This window comes from Streptomyces viridosporus (assembly GCF_002078235.1).
Taxonomy (GTDB): domain Bacteria; phylum Actinomycetota; class Actinomycetes; order Streptomycetales; family Streptomycetaceae; genus Streptomyces; species Streptomyces viridosporus.
Genome location: NZ_MSGP01000729.1, coordinates 1 through 4,193, shown reverse-complemented (window position 1 = coordinate 4,193; position 4,193 = coordinate 1). Strand labels below are relative to the sequence as shown.

Below are 4,193 nucleotides of genomic sequence, written 5' to 3'. Positions count from 1 at the left end.
CACCTGTACGAGAAGGTGCGCGCCGACCGCATCGACGTACCGCTGTTCCGCACGGGCGGCGGGCCGGGCGGAAGCGGGGCGCCGGAGCTCCTCGGCACCGGCCGGGAGAAGGGGCGCCTGCTGCACGGGGTCGACGTGGCCACCGCGCCCGGTGAGGTGCCGCCGGACCTCGGGCACTTCGGGGAGCACGGGGCCGGCGCCGGTGCGCGCACGCCCGGGTTCCTGGCCGGGGCGGCCGGCGGGGCGGCCGACCCGTTGGGCGGGGCGCCGTCCGGCGGCAAGGGGTACGCGCAGGTGCGCCGGACCCACGACGCGGCGTACGAGCGGCGCAACCGCCTCACCCACCTCGCCAACGGAATCACGGCGCACACCGTCCGCATGGCGTTCGGCGGGACCTCCTGGGGCTGGCTGCCCTCGCCGGGCGTCTACACCTCGTACGACTACGGGGCGGCGATCGACGAGGGGCGCCGGCCGACGCCGAAGCTGGCCCCGCTGCACCAGCTCGGGCACCTGGTGCGGACGGTGCCCGACCTCGCGCGGCTGGACCCGGCCGAGGAGGTGCGGGCGGCGGACGAGCGGGTCACGGTGTACCACCTGGCCAACCCCGACACCGACGCCCAGGTGTACGTCCTGCGCAACGACTCCGCCGAGCAGGTCACCTCGATGCTGCCGGGGACCGACGTCGACGTGCCCGTCACCGTGGGGGCGCGGGACGCCAAGCTGCTCGTCACCGGGCTGGAGCTGGGGCGGCGGAAACTGGCGTACTCCACCGCGCAGCCCATGCTGAACACGACCGTCGGGCGGCTGGACATCGCGGTGTTCACGGGCCGGCACCGCGAGGTGGCGCAGGTCGCGCTGGACTGCGACACCCAGCCGGTCACCAGCCGGCTGGACGACGAGCCCGCGTGGGCCTACGACCGGGGCAGGCTCAACGTGGTGGTACCGCTCGGGGTGGGCGGGCTGAGCCGCGTGCTGGTCGAGGGCGGGGACTCCGAGACGCCCATGCTGCTGCTGTTCACCGACGACGCGACCGCCCTGCGGCTGTGGCCGTACGAGACCCCGTCCGGCCCGCTGCTGGTCTACGGTCCGGCGCTGCTGCGCTCGGCCGCCCTGCGCGGCTCCACCGTCCACCTCACCGGCGACGTCGTCGGCGCGACCGGCCTCGAGGTGTGGGCGCCGCGCGGGATCACCACCGTGACCTGGAACGGGCGGCCGGTGCGCACGCACCTCAGCCGGGCCGGGAGCCTGCTGATGGAGGGGCTGCTGCCGGCGGCGCCCCGGGTGCGGCTGCCCGCGCTCGACGGCTGGCGGAGGCGGGACGGGAACCCGGAGTCCGAGCCGGACTTCGACGACTCGACGTGGACGGCCGCCGACCGCACGTCGTCCCGCAGCACCACGCCCGTGCCCGAGGGCCGGCCGGTCCTCTTCGCGGACGACTACGGCTTCCACTACGGCGACGTCTGGTACCGGGGGCGGTTCGAGGACGCTCGCGGCCTCGAGGCGGTGTCGCTGTCCTACAGCACCGGTACGCAGGGGCTGCTGATGGCCTGGCTGGACGGGCGGCCGCTCGGCACGCACCGCATGCCGGTGCCGGACGAGGACACGGCGGAGCGGGGCACCTGGACGGCCACGGCCACCTTCGAGGTGCCCGGGAAGCTGCGCCGGCGGGGCCGGCGGGTGCTGTCGGTGCTCGTACGGCCGATGCAGCACGACGGGGGCGGGGCGGACGGCGGGGCCGAGGACCTCCGCCCGGACGCGTACCGGGCCGCGCGCGGACTGCTGTCGGCGGGCTTCGAGGGCGGCTCCCGGGACGTGGACTGGCGGATCCGGGGCGCCGTGGAGCCGGACCGGGTGCGCGGACCGCTGAACAACGGCGGGCTGCACGGGGAACGGAAGGGCTGGCACCTGCCGGGGTACGACGACCGGGACTGGGAGGCCGTGGAGTTCCCGCGCGAGGACCGGCGGCAGGGGGTGGCCTGGTACCGGACGGACTTCCGGCTGGACGTCGACCCCGGCGTGGACGCCTCGATCGGGCTCACCCTGGAGGACGATCCGGAGCGCGCCTACCGCGTCCAGATCTTCCTGAACGGCTGGAACATGGGCCAGTACATCAACGACGTGGGCCCGCAGCACACCTTCGTCCTGCCGAACGGGATCCTCCGCACCCGTGGGTCCAACACCCTGGCCTTGGCCGTGCTGTCCGACGGCACCACACCCGCGGGTCCGCGCGACGTCCGGCTGACGCTGCTGGGCGCGGCGGAGGGCGGGGTGCCGGTGGAGGCGGTGGACTCGCCGGGGCGGTGAGTCCACCGCCCCGGCGGATCCGTCGCGGGCCCGTCGGGCCCGTCGACCCGGCCCGTTCCGGGCCGCGGTGATCCCGCCTACGCCAGCCGGATCACGTTCCAGGACAGCGGCTCCAGGACGGCGGTCAGCCGGCCGTCGGCCAAGGCCGTGCCCTCGGCCGTGCGCGGGACGACCCGCTCGGGGGCGTCGAGGGTGTTGCGGGCGTCGGGGTCGGCGTCCGCGAGGACGCTGTGCTCGACGACCGAGGTGAGGCCGAGCCCGCCCAGCGCGACCTCCAGCGGCAGCGCCTCGGTACGGCCGCGGTTGACCGCGAAGACGGTGACCGTGCCGTCCTCGGCGCGCACGGCGGTGGCGTGCAGCAGGTCGGTCTCGCCGTACCGGGCGGTCGCGTACGTCGGCGAGTCCACGCGGACGTCGAGGACCTCGCCGCGGCCGTACTCCGAGGCCTGGGCGAACGGGAAGAACGTCGTCTGCCGCCAGGCCGGGCCGCCCGGCTCGGTCATGATCGGGGCGATCACGTTGACGAGCTGGGCGAGGCAGGCGACGGTGACGCGGTCGGCGTGCCGGAGCAGGGCGATGAGCAGCGAGCCGAAGACGACCGCGTCGGTGACGCTGTAGTTGTCCTCCAGCAGGCGCGGGGCCTCGGGCCAGTCGTCCTGCTCGAAGGTCCGGGCCTGCTCCTGCCAGCGGGACATGTACCAGACGTTCCACTCGTCGAAGGAGAGGTTGATCCTCTTCTTCGACTTCAGCCGCGCGCCCACGTGGTCGCAGGTGGCGACCACGTTCTCGATGAAGGACTCCATGTCGACGGCCGAGGCGAGGAAGGAGTCGACGTCGCCGTCCACCGGCTCGTAGTAGGCGTGCAGGGAGACGTAGTCGACCAGGTCGTACGTCTCGGCCAGGACCTTGGCCTCCCACTCGGCGAAGGTGGGCATGGACTGGCCGGAGGAGCCGCAGGCGACCAGTTCGACACCGGGGTCCTGCTGGCGCATGGCGCGGGCGGTCTCGGCGGCGATCCGGCCGTACTCCTCGGCGGTCTTGTGACCGGTCTGCCAGGGGCCGTCCATCTCGTTGCCCAGGCACCACAGGCGGATGCCGTAGGGCTCCTGGTCTCCGTGGGAGGCGCGCAGGTCCGACAGCGCGGTGCCGGAGGGGTGGTTGGCGTACTCCTGGAGTTCCAGGGCCTCGGCGACGCCGCGGGTGCCGAGGTTGACGGCCATCATGGGCTCGGCCTGCGGGCCGAGCTTCCGCAGGAAGTCGATGTACTCGGACAGGCCGAAGCGGTGGGTCTCGGTGGAGTGCCAGGCGAGGTCGAGGCGGCGCGGGCGGTCCTCGACGGGGCCGACCGAGTCCTCCCACTTGTAGCCGGAGACGAAGTTGCCGCCGGGGTAGCGGACGGCGGTGACGCCGAGTTCGCGGACGAGTTCCAGGACGTCCCCGCGCAGGCCGGCGGCGTCGGCGGTGGGGTGGCCGGGTTCGTGGATGCCGGTGTAGACGCAGCGGCCGAGGTGTTCGACGAAGGAGCCGAAGAGGCGGGGGTCGACCCGGCCGACGGTGAAGGCGGGGTCGAGGGTGAAGCGGGCGGTGCGCATGGGGTCCTTTCGGGGGGTCGGTTCCGTCTGCGGGTGGGGGGCGGGGAGGGGGAGGCGGCCGGTTCCGGTCCCGGTCGCGGAGGACTCACTGACCCGCCAGGCCGGTGTGGGCGACACCCGCCACGATCTGGCGCTGGAAGAAGACGAAGACGACGATCAGCGGCAGGCCCGCCATGAGGCCGCCGGCCATGAGCTGGGCCCACTGGATGCCGTAGGAGTTCATGACGGTCGCGATGCCGTTCGGCATGGTCATCAGGTCGGGGTTGTTGGTGACCATGTACGGCCACAGGCTGTCTT

At 73.9% G+C, this 4,193-nt stretch carries 2 protein-coding genes and 1 pseudogene; 1 reads left to right on the top strand and 2 read right to left on the bottom strand.

What is annotated here, in order from left to right:
* Window positions 1-2,304, top strand: a 2,304-nt coding sequence (locus B7L92_RS36680) for a glycoside hydrolase family 35 protein (protein ID WP_255311318.1), incomplete at its 5' end; no start/stop codon positions are given.
* 77 nt (window positions 2,305-2,381) lie between these two features.
* On the opposite strand, the gene arfA is transcribed toward B7L92_RS36680, so the two are convergent.
* Window positions 2,382-3,896 (bottom strand): arabinosylfuranosidase ArfA, encoded by a 1,515-nt coding sequence (arfA, locus tag B7L92_RS36675; RefSeq protein WP_081241480.1) that lies wholly within the window; start codon window positions 3,894-3,896, stop codon window positions 2,382-2,384.
* Window positions 3,897-3,981: 85 nt separating this feature from the next.
* Window positions 3,982-4,193: pseudogene (locus B7L92_RS36670) on the bottom strand (carbohydrate ABC transporter permease); the annotation flags it as partial.